Source organism: Ruegeria hyattellae, from assembly GCF_041537925.1.
In the GTDB taxonomy this organism is placed as follows: domain Bacteria; phylum Pseudomonadota; class Alphaproteobacteria; order Rhodobacterales; family Rhodobacteraceae; genus Ruegeria_C.
On the sequence record NZ_JBGOSH010000002.1, the window covers coordinates 370,438 to 386,312 of the forward strand.

The window sequence follows — 15,875 nt, forward strand, 5'->3', positions numbered from 1 at the left end:
ATGGCAAAGCTGCAATGGGGCATGATCGGCGGCGGTGAAGGCAGCCAGATCGGACCGGCCCACCGCCTGGGTTCGGGGCTGGACGGTGCCTTCGACTTCGCCGCTGGTGCGCTGGATCATCGTCCCGATGAGGGGCGCGCCTATGGCCAGCGTCTTGGCCTTTCCGCCGACCGCGCCTATGGCGACTGGCGCGAGATGCTGGACGGCGAGCGGGGTCGCGCGGATCGGATCGATCTGGTGACCGTAGCGACGCCCAACTCGACCCATTTCGAGATCACCAAGGCATTCCTTGAGGCCGGGTTCAACGTGCTTTGTGAAAAGCCGATGACCATGACGGTCGAAGAAGGTGAAGACATCGTGCGTACCACCGAGCGCACCGGCGCGATCTGCGCGGTGAATTACGGCTATTCCGGCTATTCGCTGGTGCGTCACATGAAGGCGATGATCGCGCGCGGTGATCTTGGCAAGGTGCGGCTGGTCAAGGCCGAGTTCGCCCATGGCCACCACGCAGATGCCGGGGATGCCGAAAATCCGCGCGTGCGCTGGCGATATGACCCGGCGCAGGCCGGTGTCTCAGCGCAGTTTGCCGATTGCGGCATCCACGCGCTGCACATGGCCAGTTTCGTGACGGGACAGGAGGTCCATCGCTTGTCCGCTGATACCGTGTCCTGCATCGCCTCGCGTGAGTTGGAAGATGACGCGATGGTTAATTTCCGAATGGAGGATGGCGCGGTCGGGCGACTCTGGACCTCTTCGGTGGCCATTGGTCGCCAGCATGGTCTGACGCTGCAGGTCTTTGGCGAAACCGGTGGGTTGCGCTGGTCGCAGGAACATCCCAACCAGCTGTTTTACATGCCGCTGAATGGGCGCTTGCAGACGATTGAGCGCGGCGAAGCGAACCTGTCGCCAGAGGCCGACCGCACCACCCGCGTCACCATCGGGCATGCCGAGGGGATGCCTCTGGCCTTCGCCAATATCTACAGCGATCTGTCTGAGGCGATCCGCGCCCGCAAAGAAGGCCGCGCCATAGATCCGGCAGCGGATCACTATCCGCGTGCGGAGGACGGATTGCGGTCGATGGCGGCAGTGTTTGCGGTAGCGGATTCGGGCAGCAAGGACGGTGCTTGGGTCGATGCGCGCCCGCCGATGTATCGCTGAAACGCAAGGGGGCGATCCGCCCCCTTACAACACGTCGGCGACAAAGCCGCCATTGCGCCAGAGGTCGAGCGCATTCTCGAACCCCGGACCGGACAGGCCATCAATGGTGCTGTTGTAGTACCCGGCCTGTTGCAGGCGTTTCTGCACTTCCATCATGGTATCGCGCGACCAGTTTGCGGCGCCTTCGGTCATCTGGGCAATGGCCGCGCCATTGTCTTCGGCGGCTCCGCGCAACAGCATTTCGGCCGCGCGCGCCGGATCGCGCCGTAGGCCCCTGCCCTCATCCAGCAGAATGGCCGCGGCCAGATAGCCCTGATGCTCGCCATTCTGCGCGGCTTTCTGAAAATAGCCCAACGCATCCTCGGGCGTGCCGACCAAACCGTCCTGCGCCAGCACGCCGAGGTTGAACGTGGCCTTGGCCGAGCCTTCGCGCGCAGCGCGCTGCAACAGCTCGATCGCACGGACATCATCCTTGGGCACGCTCTGACCTTCGAAAAGGGTCACAGCGAGATTGATCATCGCGTCCAGCGATCCGCCCTCTGCGGCCGCCTCATTCAAGGAAACGGCGCGTGCCACATCCTGCGGGACACCCATGCCGCTTTCGTAAAGCTGGGCGAGGCTGACCATAGCGCGCAAATCGCCCCGCTCGGCGGCCCGCTGATACAGTGTCACCGCCCGCTCCACATCACCTGCCGCAATGGTTGCCCGCGCCAGCAGCGCCACGTAATGCGGCAAATCGGGCGATTGCGCCGCCGCCGCACCACAGGCCTGGATCGCCGTCATAGCATTCTCTTTGAGCCGCGAAAACGGGACACCGGTCAGGCTGGCCGTGCTGTCGCGGGGATGGGTGGCCAGACGCTCGCACATGCCGCCGGGCGTCGTATCCTCGCGGCGCGGGATGGATTGCACCAACCGCCGGGCCTGCTGGGCATTTGCGCCATCGGGGTATTGTTCCAGATAGAACTCCAGCAGGGGCCGCATCCGACTGCGCTGTGCCAGTTTCCACAACCGGTCGGCCTGCGCATCCTGATCGTCGATGTTCAGCTTGCGGGTCTGCGGTTCGGAATTGTCCAAGAACGCGACCACGTCACTCACATGCGAACCCTCAGGGTAGCGGTCCATGTAAAGCTGCATCAGCTGCGGGTCCTGCGCACTGGCGGCGACTTGCCACAGCAGGGTTTCCTCGGACGCGGTCACCGGGCTGGTGTCGAAGCGGAACTGACGGGTGAGCGAGGAGTTGTCCCATGGAACCTGCCGACCGCCGGTGGCAGCGATCACATCCTTGCGGACTGAGATCAGCAGGTCCGAGATGTCCTGTCCCGGCGTGTAGATATGGCTGAGCAGCGCTTCGGTGAAAAAACTGTTTCGCCCAGTTCCGTCATAGGCCACATTGTCGGGCTGGGTCGCGTAGGCGAACATGAAATCTGCCGCACTGCCAATCCGCGCTAGTCCGCCCTCGCCTGTGGTTTCTTCGAAAGGGTTGTCGCGGCAGGCATCCAGAACGATCAGTTTGAGCCCGTCCGACCGCTCCATCCGGCTGACGATATCGCCCATCGCCACAGTCTGTTCCGGAATGTCGGCCCCCGATGTCAGGTGTGCGTCAACCGGAACCAGGTAGTTCTGCCCGCCGACCTGAAACCCGTGCCCGGCATAAAAGAACAGCGACACGTCGGAATCGGCCGCCGTCACGCCATAGGATTCGGCCAGCGATAGCATTTCGTCACGGTTCAGGTTGGTGCCCAGAAACACACGGAAGCCCAACCCCTCGAGCGCGATCGCCAGATCCGAGGCGTCGTTGACCGGGTTGTCCAGCCCGCCTACAGACTCGTAGTCCGAATTTCCGATGACTAACGCCACGCGCTGTTCCGCAAATGCCTGCGTGGCGCACATAAAAAACAGGCCAAAAGCCATGATCAAACGGATCAATCGCACTCTTTATTTTTCCAGTCGTCAAAGTTCCAACACGCGGGACAGACCGATCTCGGCACTGCCCACGGCGGCTACTATCGTCTCTACTTGCTCTCTTTGCAAACTCACAAGCTCGGGATCTTCGGCGCGGATCAGGGTGATCGCCTTGCGAATCTCGGTCTGAGCGCTGCGGATCGCTACGCGAGCTTCTTGTATCGCCTCGCGGCGGATCTGCTGGCGTTCGGCTTCAGTCGTGGCCAGCGCCAACCGTGTCTGCGCCTTTTCGCCGGCGGCGCGAACGCCCGCGCTGGCACCATTAATGATGTCGCCGATGCTTTCCAGTCCCGGCGGCAGGCTCTGCGCAATAGCATCCAGATCCTGGGCATAGTCGTCCATCGCATCGGCCACGCATGCCAGATAGTCGGACACGTCTTCGCTGGCACAACCCGAGGCCTGCGCCTCAAACTCGGTCGAGGCGGCCTCGACCGTTTCCAACGTGCCTTCGGCGATCACCACCGGGTTCACCGCGGTACCTCCGCTGCTGCCGCCGCCGTCATCATCGTCGGTGCCGCTCTCTCCTCTGAACTTGATCTGACCCGGTGGCGTCACTTCGATCGTCGGGATTGGCGGTGGCGTCAAACCACCCGGCGGTACAACAAAGAAATCACCGCTTTCCAGCGTGATCGAATAATTTCCCAGCCCGGTGCCGGATACGTCAGAGATGTTGATGACATAAGGTGACCCGTCGACACTGGCATCTGCTGCCGCGCCGTCACTGGACAGCGCCGCTGAATCAACGGAGTCCGCAGGGTTGACCAGACCGGTGGTGGAAAACTCGGTGCCGGTGAACGTGAAACTCTCGCCATCGGGCTTGAACTGGTCGGTTGCGGTGACTGTCAGCTGCGCTGGGTCAACATCCAAGAAACCGATCTCGTAGCTGATATCGTAATTCCCCGCACCGCCGCCCGAGGCATTGTCCGCAAAGATCAGATAAAATGGCGATCCGTCCTCACCATCGCCGAGGGTCAGAACCGGTGCGAATTTCTCGGCACCTTCGCTGGACAGATCAACCCCGGTGATGTCGCCATCGCGCACCTCTCCGATCGTGGTGAACTCGGTCCCGGTAAAGGCAAAGTCATCGCCATATACGCGGGTCGCGTCGTTCGGGACAATCTGCAGCGAGGCCCGCCCCACATCCAGATTGCCCTCCACATATGTGATGTCGTAATTGCTGACACCAGTACCCGCCGCGTCGCTGGGGGTGATCGCATAGGGAGTGTCCGATGCGTCAGCAAATGTCTCTGCGCCCGCACTAGTCAGGGTGACGGAGTTCACCGAGTCGGCGGGGTTCACCAACCCAGACACCGTGAACTCGGTTCCCGAGAAGGAGAACCCGTCGCCATAGACCCGCGACAGATCGTCGGCTGTCACCGTCAGAGCGGCGGGATCAATGGTCAGCGCTCCACTTTCATAGGTAATGTCATAATTCGTCAGCCCGGTGCCCTGCGCTCCGCTTGCATCGATTGCGTATGGGCTGTCTGCCACAGTTGCGAATTGGGGCTCGCCAAGGCTGGTCAACAGAACCGAATCCAGCGAATCCTCGAAGAACAGATCGCCGGTCAGCGAAAATTCCGTTGTGCCGAGCGTGAATTCGTCGCCATAGGTGCGAGTCCGATCGTTCGCCGTGACGGTCAGCGGCGCCGGCGTGATCGTGGCGTCTCCGACTAGCGAGATGACTTGGTAGGACAGCCCGATATCGCTGGTCAGGCTCGTATCTGTCGGCACGAAGTTGGTGTCACCTACGGTCACCTGTTCAAAGGTCAAATCCGAAAGCAGTCCGGACGTGTCCAGCGCATCTCCGTCGGGGCCAAAAACATAGGTTTCTGCCCCGCCCGAGATTGTGCCGGTCGCGCTCGCGGTTTCCGTTTCGCCGTATTGCACCGATGTCAGATTGTCGGGTTGCACAAACACGACCGCGCTGGTGGTCAGGTTCAGCGGGTGCTGCCCCGCAGTGCCCGGCGCCCAGTCATTCACGTAATCCCAACCCTGTGGGTTGGTCAGATCAAAGAACCCTTGCGTGTCCTGGAATTCTGCGGTGGTCAGCCCGCTGCCCCCGTCGCTCGCGGATTGTCCCGACAAATCAGTGTCCCAGAAAGAGGCGGTAACCGTGCCCCCCGAGGTCAGGCCAATCAGCCCCCCTGGATTGTTTGTCGTAAAATCGGTGACCGAAACGGCTCCGTTGGAATAACTGTGCTCTATAAGCGACTGATTTAGACCAACAAGCCCGCCTCCATTCCCGGTACCACCGCCGGAAAATTGTTGCGCGGCGCTAACGTCACCTGTCGCGTAAGAGCTTTGGATCGTGCCCGAATTGACCCCGACTAGACCGCCAGCATTGACAGCCAGGCCAGAGCCGAAATCGGTGCCCTGCACGTCACCTATCGCATGAGACCGCGTGATGGTTCCACTGTTGAAACCGGCAAGGCCCCCAACGGCACCATCTCCTTCGCTGCCCTCACCAACGCTTCCGCTCACGCTGACATCGGCTGTGCTATCGGTGATGGTGCCGCTATTGAAGGAAACCATGCCGCCCGCCAGACCGTCAAAGCTGTCTACCGTACCGGTAACGATCACATTCTCGATCGAGCCGTCGTTGTTGGTCGCCAGTACGCCGCCTTCGAAGCCGCTGATCTCGGCGTTGGTCACGCCGAGATCGAAGACCCGGGCCGTTTCGTTCAAATTCTCGAACAAACCGCCTTGTGAGGCGTCAATGACCATCAGGCCATCGATCCCATGCCCGGCTCCGTCAAGTGAGCCGTCGAAGCTGAAAATCGGGGAAAAGCCGCCTTCGCCAAACCCCCAATTGACGGTTCCTGTTGCGTCGATCTCGTTGGCCAGCCGGAAATGCGAGGCATGCAGGCTGTCGCTGTCCATCCCCTGCAAGCCGAACACATCAGTTAATAGATAGGGGTCGGCTTCGCTTCCGTTACCGTCTAGGACGCGCAGGAAACTACCGTCGCTCGGGTTGAGTTGGAAATCCGTTACATCGAAACCCGGTAGGGTCTCGCCGTTCTGCACCCAGTCACCCGCCTCCAGAAGGAACGTGTTCACATCGATCGCACCATCCGCGCTGGTGGTGATTGTTCCGGCGGCATCCAGCGACAAGGTGCCGGTGTTGGTGGTGATGGCGGCGTTCAGCGCGATATCGTTATCCGCGATCAGCTCGAACAGGGTGCCCGACGACCAGGAAATCGACTCGTTGATGGTGATATTGCCCGGCGCACCCGATCCGTCAACGGATGTATCCAGCGTGAATCCGGTGCTGTCCAGATTGGCCTCGATCGTCGCCGGATCGAACGTATCACCCGGATTGCTGCCCACCGTGATATTGCCGGGATCAAGCAGCAGCATACCCGTTGCACCATTTGGCGCGCGGGTGTCGGTCAGGCCACGATAACGCATGTCATCCTTGCCCGAAACCTCGACAAAGCCGCCGTCACCAGCCAGATCGCCGCCGCGGGCCGAGATAGTGCCATTGAAGTCGGTGAAAACATCCGACCAGACCGCGATCCGACCACCCGAGCCGGACTCGCCGCCATCGGCGTTGAACCGGGTCGCTGCATCCACGAAGATGGTGAGCGCACGTTGCAGGTCGCCCTTTCCCTCGAAATCACCGCCAACACGGATCAAGCCGCCATCGCCGGCCCCTGCGCCGCTCGCGTCCAATGTGGCACCGGCAAGCGTGACAGCCTCACCGGTAATGGTGATGTCTCCTCCCTGCACCGGGCGCGCCACTGGTCTGGGCGAGGTTTCGACCAGCACCACCTTGGCAGACGTGTCGATGCGCCCGCTCACCCGGACGCTGCCACCGCTGCCGCCCAGCACTACAGCGCCATTGCGCCCACTGACCGAGCGCGCCTCGATCACGCCCGACATGTTGACCACCTGGCGCGCAGCGTCGCGCGCGCTGGCCGCCAGCAGCTGCACCTGACCGCCATTGGCCACGATCACGCCAGAGTTCTCGACCAGCGCGTCCATCGTATCGTCGCCGTTCGAGGGCACCGCCACCTGCAGGAAGCCGTCGCCAGTGAAATCCAGTGTCACCTGCTCGCCCGCGCCTAGGCCGACCTTACCCAGAGGTACTCGAATGACCCCTGAGTTCTTGACCTTGCCGCCAATAAGCGCCGCATAACCGCCCGGCACCGATTGGATCAGGCCTGCGTTTTCCACACCCGCCGACGCGCCATTGCCTTCGAACCGGTAACGCCCCGCCATGAAATCGTCGTCGCGAATGTCGAGCGTCGACGCCACGAAACCGCTGGTGTTGATCTTGCCACTCGGCCCGATGAAGATGCCGTTGGGATTGACGACAAAAACCTGGCCATTGGCATTGATCTGGCCATGAATGGCGCTGGTGGCATTCCCCGTCACCCGGTTGAGCGTCGCCGACTGCGCCGAAGGCTGGGTGATGTCGACCCTTCCTCCTTGACCGACCGAGAAGGTGTTCCAGTTGACGATGCCCGCATTGCTGGACTGATTAATGGTCATCTGACCGGGCGCTGGCGTTGCGATCGTTGCATTGCCCGCAGCAACCGTCCCGCCGGTGGGCAGTTCCTGCGCGGGTAGCGGTGCCGCTGCGATCAGCAGCGCAGCCGGAGCCACGCTCAGCCATAGCCGTACTACCAGCCGCTTAGAACCTACGGCTTGCAACGATACCGAAGCGGTTACCTTCCGGGCCAATGTCATCGCGTTCTCCCCTACCGAACTCAAGCCGCAGGGTGCCGGAACTGAAGGAGTCGTCCTCCAGCGTCAAAATCTCGACCCCCACGCCATATGACGATGCTTTTGTCGTACTTTGTTCCAAAACGGTCGGCTCTTCCAGCCCAAGTTGGCTATAGGCGCCGAACAGGTAAGGTTTGACCAGAAGCGGGAATCCACCGACCGTCGTGCGGTTCTGACGGCCGATCTCGGCGCGCACCACATAGCCGTCATCCCCTTGCAGCGTGCCTGCGTCAAAGGTCGACATCTCACCGGTTCCTGCGACGCTCATCTGCTCCGAAGTGACCAGCGGGTCGCCAAAACTTGTTTGTACGCGCCCGCTCAGTCCGACGATCCAGTTGGTGTTAAATGCCATGTCATAGCGTGCACTGACCACCAGTTTCGTGAACTCGGCGCTGGCCCCCTGCCGCGACAGTGGCGTGTCATCGGGTTCCGGGTCCGAGCGCGCACCAAAGGCATCGAGCCCGCGCGACAATACCGCACCACCCTGCAGCGCCGCGCCGTTCTGGAATGCCCAACTGCCATCCAGCGTTGCGCGCAAGACGCTCAGATCGTCGTCATAAATCGGCAATTCACCGGCGTTAGTGACAAGATTCTGCTTGTCCCGCGTGCGGTCCAGAATGAGCTGCGATGTCAGGTTGATTTCCCGCGATCTGATCCACGGATAATATAGCCGGAACGACAGGCGATCGAACTCGCTGGTGGTGGGCAGGAAATCGGTGTCGGGATTGGCCCGGCTGGCGGTGCCTTCGATGTTGAAGGTCATGCCGTTTGTTCCGATCGGCACCACAGCACCCGCCGCAAGGATACGATAACGTGGATCGCTCGAGAAATAATCCTGCACCGCGCCGCCGATCCGGCCATAAAATGTCTCACCCAGACCGAGGGCACTGTTCAGCTCCAAACCGACATTGAGGTTGACGGTGCCCAGATCATCTTCAAGCAGGTTGTCGAACCCGTAAGATCCTGTGAGACGCTTGTATTCGCCGTCCAGCACCAGAACCGTGCCGCCATCCGCTTGCCCGGTTTTCAGCGCCGAAGATAACCTTACGCCATAGGTGTCGCCCGCCAGCAACAGCGCGCGCTCGATATCGCGTAGCCGGATGCCGCGTTTGCCGATCAGCGGATTGGTCAGGCTGGTTATACGGTTGCGCACCGGCTCCGGCACGCGGCTGGAATCGATGCTTTCGATGAAACCGTCGACGACAACGATGCGGAGCGTGCCGCCGTCACGCAGCGTCTGCTGTGGCAGTACCACCCGTGCCAGTACATAGCCTGCCTCGGCATATTCCGTTTCCAGCCGCCGCACGGCGCTGAAAATCCGGGCAACGGCTATCTGCTGCCCGATCAATGACTGTCGAAACGCGGCGTTGGCTTGCGCCATCTGCGGCAAGGCGCCCTGCAGATCGACGTCGCCGACGGTCACGAACAGGTTCTCGGATCCCGGCGGCGCCGAGGCGCCAGGATCGCGCGCAACAGTCACGGGTCCGCTTGAGGGCCGCAGCGCTTCGGGCTGGAAAGTGGACGGTGCGAGATTGGACGCCGATTGCGCCAGCGCCGAGGTAACAGGCAGCATGGTCGCGGTCATGGAGGTGGCCAGAAGGATCGTAGCTTTCCGAGATATATCAGAACAAAAACGTGCCATCGCGCTGCCTTAAAAAATATATGGACCTAAAAAACTCAAATCTTGAACATTTCGCAAGTGGTCTGGGAACAACAATTGCAGAAGGTAGGATTCTGTGCATCGCATACAAAAGTGTTGGCGGTTGTGAATTTGCGCGCCACACTGGCCCAAAGACTGCCCGGCAGAGCACCACCCGAGGCCCGACCAGATGCTGACACAGACCCAACAGAGCTTTCTTCAACGTTTCGGAATTGCTGCCCGTGGCGGTTCCGGGGGCTCAGCGACTGACTATGACTCTCTGCTGTCCGAAGCCGAGGGCCGCTTGAGTACTGTACGCGCCCTGCCACCCCGGGCCGGGCAATTGCTGAAGGATTTGACCGGCCCAATCGCTGCTGCCGTCAGCGCGGCGCGCAAAGCCGCTGCGCAAGGCGCACAGGACGACGCGGTCGCAACCCTGTCGGCGCAGGCGGTGCTGGGACGCAAACTGGACCGTGAGGTCGACGCTGTCACCGAATACCTGCGCGAGGCCAAGGGCTTTGCAGCCCGTCTAGCCGAGACCCGAACCCAGGCGCGCGGCCATGGTGCCGCGGCGGTCGAAGACTATCTGAAACGTCTCGAAAGTGACGACAAACGCCGTCAGACGGCCGAGGCGCGCGGCGATTTCGACCAGGCCATTATCGCCTGCGAAGCGCAGGAGGCCCGCCACGCGGCGATGATGCAGGAGGCCGGACGCGCCGCCAATTGCAACAAGGTCCGGCACGAGATCGAGGCAGAGATCGCGCGGCTGGAATCACATGCTCCGGGTGGCGGCAATGCGCGGCCAGTGATCGCCGCCGTGCGCGAGATGATGAATGATGCCGACAACTTTGCAAAAAGCGCAAACTGGGTCGGTGCCGCGTTGACCATGCGCAAGGCCCGCACGGAATTGCAGTTGGGCACCCGTGGGCTGGACCTAATGGCCAAGCTGCGGCCGGATGAAGAAGCGACCGAATTCACCCGCGCGCATGTGCAGATTCTGGCCCATATCAAGGCACTCCAAAACCTCAAGAGCGGCGGTCCGATTCAGCGCGAGTTGCGGCGCATCGTCGAGATGACCAAAGATGCCCGCAAGGCGCTGCCCGATGAGAACAAAGCGCTGCATCTGCTCAACCAGTGCCGCGCCGCCTGCATCGATCTGACGCAGACGGTGCTGGAGAATGGCCGTTATGCCAGCTCGTTCAAACAGCTCTTCCGGCAGCGCGATCAGCTGCGGCAGGTCCAACAAGACAAATGTGCGCAGCCCGAGATCAAGCGCGTGACGCGATTGCTGCGCGAGGCCGACAGCCTTACTCGCCGCCTGGATTTTCCAGCGGCGATTGCGCAAGTGGACGTGGCCGCCAAGACACTTCAAACCGGCTTGCAGGCCGCGCATCTTTATGCCGACACGGTACGTCCCGCGCGCACGGCACTGGCGCGACTGGCGCAGCGCGGCGACAAGAAAGCAGCCGAGTCCGGGCTGAACGCGTTGGATGAGGCATTTCGAAAACGTGATCTGAAACGCGCAGACTCGCTGGCCCGGGCGGCGCTGGATGCGGATGACAGGTGAAACGGGAGTAAAAATTAGAGGAAATCACGGCTTTATTGCCCAACCAGATTGCCATACCGACGCGAGCGCAATAAGAGGCAGCCCAACCCGCGCTGCGACTTTGCCGCGCGAAGGTATTTGCTTTGTGGCGGGCATCCGTTAGGGAGGCACCACTTGCGGAGTCGAGCGTGCAACAACGTAGCGAGCCAATGCGGACATTCGATTTGAAAAAAGGGCTGAACCTGCCGGTGGACGGGGCGCCCGAACAGACCATCCACCCCGGGCCGGACTACCGGAGCGTTGCCGTTCTGGGCTGCGACACGATCGGCCTGAAACCAAAGATGCTTGTGGAGGAAGGTGACGAGGTGCAACGCGGCACCCCGCTTTTCTGTCACAAGGACGCGGCGCAGGCGATGATGGTCGCCCCGGTGACCGGCAAGGTCGTGGCGATCAACCGCGGCGCGCGACGGGTGCTGCAAAGCGTGGTGATCGAGGTTGGCGACGCCAATGACACCGGTATTGGTTTCAGCGCGACCGGAAATGCCGACAGCGCCGAGGGGCTGACCGAAAAGCTCTGCGCGGCGGGCCTGTGGACCGCGTTCCGCACCCGGCCTTATTCCAAGCTGCCCATCCCGCGCACCGTACCACAGGCCATTTTCGTCACCGCGATGGACAGCGAGCCGCTGGCCGGTGATGCTGCCCTGGTCATCGCGGACGCAGCGCAGGCGTTCGAGGCGGGCATGAAAGCGATCGCGCTGCTGACTGAGGGCACCACCTATCTGTGCCACAAAACAGGCGACACAGTACCGGGCGGCGATCTGCCTGGTGTCGAGGCCGCCTCGTTTTCCGGCCCGCACCCCTCTGGCCTGGCCGGAACCCATATCCACTTCCTCAACCCGGTGCGCGCCGAGGATGCCGTCTGGACCATAGGCTATCAAGACGTGATCGCCATTGGTCGGCTGGTGCTGACCGGGCATCTGGACCCAAGCGTCGTCGTGGCGCTCTCGGGACCGATGGCCGCACGCCCGCGCCTGATCCGCACTGTCATGGGCGCATCGACCGACGACCTGACACGGGATGAAATCAAAGGCGACGACCCGGTCCGCGTGATCTCGGGCTCGATCCTGAGCGGGCGCAAGGCCGAGGGCCCAGAGGCCTATCTGGGTCGGTTCGCGCGTCAGATCACGCTCATCCGCGAGGACCCCGACCAGATCCCGATGGGCTGGATCCGCCCAATGCCGTCGAAATACGCGGTGCAGCCGGTGTTGGGTTCGGCCTTTGCCAAGAAGGTCTACGGCCTGACCAGCAACCTCAACGGGGGCCGCCGTGCAATGGTGCCCACCGGCACCTTCGAAGAGCTGATGCCGCAGGATTACCTGCCGACGCAGCTGCTGCGGGCGATGCTGGTTATGGATACCGACACCGCGCAGGTGCTTGGCGCGCTGGAGCTGGACGAAGAGGACCTCGGCCTTGTGGGGTTTGCCTGCCCGGCGAAATATGAATACGGGATGGCCCTGCGGGACTGCCTGACCAAGATTGAAAAGGAGGGCTGAGCCGAATGGGTTTGCGCAGCTTCTTTGACCGGATCGAGCCGAATTTCACCAAAGGCGGCAAGTACGAGAAACTCTTCCCTGTCTACGAGATGGTGGAAAGCTTTATCTACACCCCCAAAACGGTGACCAAGGCCGCACCACATGCGCGGTCTTACGTCGATATGAAACGGATCATGACTTATGTCGTGATCGCAACGATCCCCTGTATCCTGATGGCCTTCTACAACAACGGCTATCAGGCCAATCAGGCCATCGCCACAATGGGTCCCGAGGCCGCGACCGGATGGCGGATCGCGCTGCTGCAGATGTTCGGCATCTCGCTGAACCCCGGCAGCATTTTTGCCAACATGGCGCACGGTTTCCTCTATTTCTTACCGATCTACCTGACCACCCTAGTCATTGGCGGTATCTGGGAAGTGATCTTTGCCACCGTGCGCGGTCACGAAGTGAACGAAGGTTTCCTTGTCACGTCCATGCTTTACACGCTTATCATGCCTGCCACCGCGCCTCTCTGGCAGGTGGCTCTGGGCATTTCCTTCGGTGTTGTCATCGGCAAAGAGGTGTTTGGCGGCACCGGCAAGAACTTCCTCAACCCGGCTCTGACGGGCCGCGCGTTTCTGTATTTCGCCTATCCCGCGAACATGTCGGGTGACGCGGTATGGACGCCGGTTGACGGCTTTTCCGGCGCGACCGCGCTCGCTGTCTCGGCCGCCGATGGCTACAAGGAACTCGCCGCACAGGGCATCACTTGGATGGATGCGTTCCTGGGTTTCATTCAGGGCTCGCTGGGCGAAACCTCAACGCTGGCCTGCATGCTCGGTCTGGCCTTCCTGCTGATCACCAAGATCGCCAACTGGCGGCTGATCGTAGGCTGTCTGGCAGGCACGATCGGCCTGTCGTTGCTCTTGAACCTCATCGGCTCAGACACCAACCCCATGTTTGCGATGCCATGGTACTGGCACATCGTGCTGGGTGGATATGCCTTTGGCCTGGCCTTTATGGTGACCGAGCCGGTCTCAGCCAGCCACACCAATGTGGGCCGCTACTGGTACGGCGCCCTGATCGGGGTGATGGTGGTGTTGATCCGTGTGGTCAACCCGGCGTTCCCCGAAGGCATGATGCTAGCAATCCTGTTCGGCAACGTCTTCGCACCTCTGATCGACTATTTCGTCGTACAGGCCAACATCAAGCGGAGGGCGCGTCGTCATGTCTGATGCACCGAACCCTGAATCCAAGGGCCTGATCGGCCGTTTCCTGGCGATGCCAGCAGATTCGGTGCCGAAGACTATTTTCGTTGCTGTGACGCTTTGCCTCTTTGCCTCGATGATCGTGTCGGCAGCAGCCGTGTCGCTGCGCCCGGTGCAAGAGGCCAACAAGCTGCGCGACAAGCAGTTGAACGTTCTGCAAGTCGCCGGTGTCTATGAACCCGGCATGAATGTCGCCGAAGCCTTCGCAGCCTTTGAGCCTCAGGTGCTGGATCTGGCCACGGGCGAGTTTACCGACCAGTTCGACCCGGCAACTTTCGACGATGTTGCCGCCGCCTCGGACCCTGAACTGAGCGTGGCGCTGGACAATGACCCTGCCAGTATTGGCCGCAAGGCCAAATACCGGGTGATTTATCTGCTGAAAGCAGATGACGGGTCGCTCGACAAGGTGATCTTACCGGTACAGGGCTATGGCCTCTGGTCCACGCTTTACGGTTTCATAGCACTTGAAAAGAACGGCAACGACATTTTCGGTCTGCAATTCTACCAGCATGGCGAAACCCCCGGCCTTGGCGCCGAGGTGGACAACCCGCGCTGGAAAGCGCTGTGGAACGGCAAAAAGCTGCGTGACGAGGCTGGCGAGGTGCAGATCACCGTCGCCAAGTCGCAACCCGCGGCCGGACCGGACTATTATGTAGACGCCCTTGCCGGTGCCACGCTGACTTCGGTGGGTGTAGACAACCTGGTGCGCTTCTGGGTGGGTGAAGAGGGTTACGGCCCCTTCCTGGCACGACTGCAAGCAGGAGAGATCTGATGTCACAGACACGCAAGGAACTTCTGGTCGATCCGCTGGTCGACAACAACCCGATCACCTTGCAGGTGCTGGGCATTTGTTCAGCGTTGGCGGTGACCTCATCACTGCAGGTGTCGCTGGTGATGGCGCTGGCGGTGATCTTCGTGACCTCGTTCTCTTCCTTCTTCATCTCCTGCCTGCGCAACCACATACCGGGCTCGATCCGGATCATCGTGCAGATGGTGATCATTGCTTCGCTGGTGATCCTGGTCGACCAGATCCTCAAAGCCTACGCCTTCGAGATCTCAAAAACACTATCGGTCTTTGTCGGCCTGATCATCACCAACTGCATCGTGATGGGCCGGGCCGAGGCCTTTGCCATGAAGAACCCGCCGGTCGCGTCCTTCATCGACGGCGCGGGCAATGGTCTGGGCTATGGCCTGATCCTGATGCTGGTGGGTTTCATCCGCGAATTGTTCGGCGCGGGATCGCTCTTTGGGGTCACCATCCTTGAGACGGTTAACAATGGCGGCTGGTACGTGCCCAACGGCATGTTGCTGTTGCCACCATCGGCATTTTTTATCATTGGGTTGATCATCTGGGGGTTCCGGACTTGGAAGCCGAACCAGGTCGAAGACCGTGAGTACAAGATCCAGCAGGCAGAGGCACACTGATGGAAGGTCTCATCTCTCTGGCCGTAAAGGCCATCTTTGTTGAAAATCTCGCGCTCAGCTTCTTCCTTGGCATGTGTACCTTCATTGCCGTGTCGAAGAAGATCTCGACCGCGATCGGGTTGGGTATCTCGGTAATGGTCGTGCAGGCCATCACGGTGCCCACCAACAACCTGCTGCTGACTTATCTGCTGAAACCCGGTGCGCTGGCCTGGGCGGGCTTCCCGGATGTGGACCTGACCTTCCTCGGACTGATTTCCTATATCGGTGTGATTGCGGCGATGGTGCAGATCCTCGAGATGATCCTCGATAAATATTTTCCGCCGCTTTACAACGCGCTTGGGATCTTCCTGCCGCTGATCACGGTGAACTGCGCCATCCTGGGCGGGTCTCTGTTCATGGTGGAACGCGATTACAACTTTGCCGAGGCGGCGACCTACGGCTTGTCATCGGGCTTTGGCTGGGCGCTAGCGATCACCGCTATGGCGGGCGTACGCGAAAAGCTGAAGTATTCCGACATTCCCGACGGGCTGCAGGGCCTTGGCATCACCTTCATCACCGCAGGTCTGATGGCAATGGCCTTCATGTCCTTCTCGGGCGTGAAACTGTAAGGGGCGGGC

The 15,875-nt window shown here is 61.1% G+C and carries 10 protein-coding genes; 7 read left to right on the forward strand and 3 right to left on the reverse strand.

Features of this window, described 5'->3' with window-relative positions:
* Window positions 1–1,158: a Gfo/Idh/MocA family protein gene (locus AB1E33_RS05715; protein ID WP_372576295.1), complete on the forward strand. Its 1,158-nt coding sequence runs from the start codon at window positions 1–3 to the stop codon at window positions 1,156–1,158.
* Between the two features lie 24 nt (window positions 1,159–1,182).
* On the opposite strand, the gene AB1E33_RS05720 is transcribed toward AB1E33_RS05715, so the two are convergent.
* From AB1E33_RS05720 to AB1E33_RS05730, 3 genes are read right to left on the reverse strand one after another with little or no spacing between them, the layout of a single operon-like run.
* Window positions 1,183–3,090, reverse strand: coding sequence for a caspase family protein (locus AB1E33_RS05720; RefSeq protein WP_372576296.1), 1,908 nt, complete (start codon window positions 3,088–3,090; stop codon window positions 1,183–1,185).
* An 18-nt stretch (window positions 3,091–3,108) separates the two neighbouring features.
* Window positions 3,109–7,812, reverse strand: a complete 4,704-nt coding sequence (locus AB1E33_RS05725; RefSeq protein WP_372576297.1) for a two-partner secretion domain-containing protein — start codon at window positions 7,810–7,812, stop codon at window positions 3,109–3,111.
* Window positions 7,757–9,433 (reverse strand): ShlB/FhaC/HecB family hemolysin secretion/activation protein, encoded by a 1,677-nt coding sequence (locus AB1E33_RS05730; protein ID WP_372576298.1) that lies wholly within the window; start codon window positions 9,431–9,433, stop codon window positions 7,757–7,759. The genes AB1E33_RS05725 and AB1E33_RS05730 overlap by 56 nt, the downstream gene beginning before the upstream one ends.
* 244 nt (window positions 9,434–9,677) lie before the next feature.
* On the opposite strand from AB1E33_RS05730, the gene AB1E33_RS05735 reads away from it, so the two are divergent.
* The 6 genes from AB1E33_RS05735 (at window position 9,678) to nqrE (ending at window position 15,866) form a co-directional block, all read left to right on the forward strand.
* Entirely contained in the window at window positions 9,678–11,054 is a 1,377-nt protein-coding gene (locus tag AB1E33_RS05735; RefSeq protein WP_372576299.1) for a hypothetical protein, read from the forward strand.
* Window positions 11,055–11,242: 188 nt separating this feature from the next.
* Window positions 11,243–12,586, forward strand: a complete 1,344-nt coding sequence (locus AB1E33_RS05740; RefSeq protein WP_372576622.1) for a Na(+)-translocating NADH-quinone reductase subunit A — start codon at window positions 11,243–11,245, stop codon at window positions 12,584–12,586.
* 5 nt (window positions 12,587–12,591) lie between these two features.
* A complete protein-coding gene (locus AB1E33_RS05745; RefSeq protein ID WP_372576300.1) occupies window positions 12,592–13,800 on the forward strand; it encodes an NADH:ubiquinone reductase (Na(+)-transporting) subunit B in 1,209 nt (402 codons plus the stop codon).
* Window positions 13,793–14,605 (forward strand): Na(+)-translocating NADH-quinone reductase subunit C, encoded by an 813-nt coding sequence (locus tag AB1E33_RS05750; protein WP_372576301.1) that lies wholly within the window; start codon window positions 13,793–13,795, stop codon window positions 14,603–14,605. Before AB1E33_RS05745 ends, AB1E33_RS05750 begins: the two co-directional genes overlap by 8 nt.
* Window positions 14,605–15,258, forward strand: a complete 654-nt coding sequence (locus tag AB1E33_RS05755; protein ID WP_372576302.1) for an NADH:ubiquinone reductase (Na(+)-transporting) subunit D — start codon at window positions 14,605–14,607, stop codon at window positions 15,256–15,258. Before AB1E33_RS05750 ends, AB1E33_RS05755 begins: the two co-directional genes overlap by 1 nt.
* A complete protein-coding gene (nqrE, locus tag AB1E33_RS05760; protein ID WP_249707107.1) occupies window positions 15,258–15,866 on the forward strand; it encodes an NADH:ubiquinone reductase (Na(+)-transporting) subunit E in 609 nt (202 codons plus the stop codon). The genes AB1E33_RS05755 and nqrE overlap by 1 nt, the downstream gene beginning before the upstream one ends.
* Window positions 15,867–15,875 lie beyond the last annotated feature (9 nt).